Annotated in this window: 1 protein-coding gene; it reads left to right on the top strand. The window is 55.6% G+C overall.

What is annotated here, in order from left to right; all coding sequences use genetic code 11:
• Nucleotides 1-426 (top strand): paraquat-inducible protein A (locus ACR0E6_RS22945; protein ID WP_480587756.1); only part of this gene is annotated, 426 nt, incomplete at its 5' end.
• Nucleotides 427-547: the final 121 nt, after the last annotated feature.

Raw genomic sequence — 547 nt, 5'->3', positions numbered from 1 at the left:
CTCCTGATCCTCTACCCCATCGCATGGTTCGCCCCGCTGATGCGCGCAGGCCTCCTGCCGATCTTCGGCCTCAGCGAGATCAGCGTCATCACCGGCCTCCAGTCCTTGTGGAAATCCGACATCTTCCTCGCGCTGGTCGTCACCGTCTTCGCCCTCTTCGCGCCCTACATCAAAACCATCGGCACCGCGCTGGTCCAATGGAACCTGCTCGACCCGCGCGTCCAACCCGCGCTGAACATCCTCGGCAAGCTTGCGATGGCCGATATCTTCCTCATCGCGCTCTACATTACACTGGCCAAGGGCATCTCATACGCCACCATCGAAACCGCTTGGGGCCTCTACCTGTTTACCGGCTGCATCCTTGCTTCGTTGACCCTAGGTCATATTACAGAGATGACATTTGGATCACGAAAACCTCAGACCTAATTGATTGAAAACGCATTTCTGAGTATCTTTATGATATTTCGAGCAGCAACGTGTTTGTAGTTCACGGGTCCTGAGCGGACCAGATCGTGCTTGATTGTCGTCCGCTTTGACCCGGTTTCAC

It is taken from the genome of Ruegeria sp. AP12, from assembly GCF_056540025.1.
The sequence above is the reverse complement of the archived record's forward strand: the minus strand, read 5'-3'. Positions and strand labels throughout refer to the sequence as shown.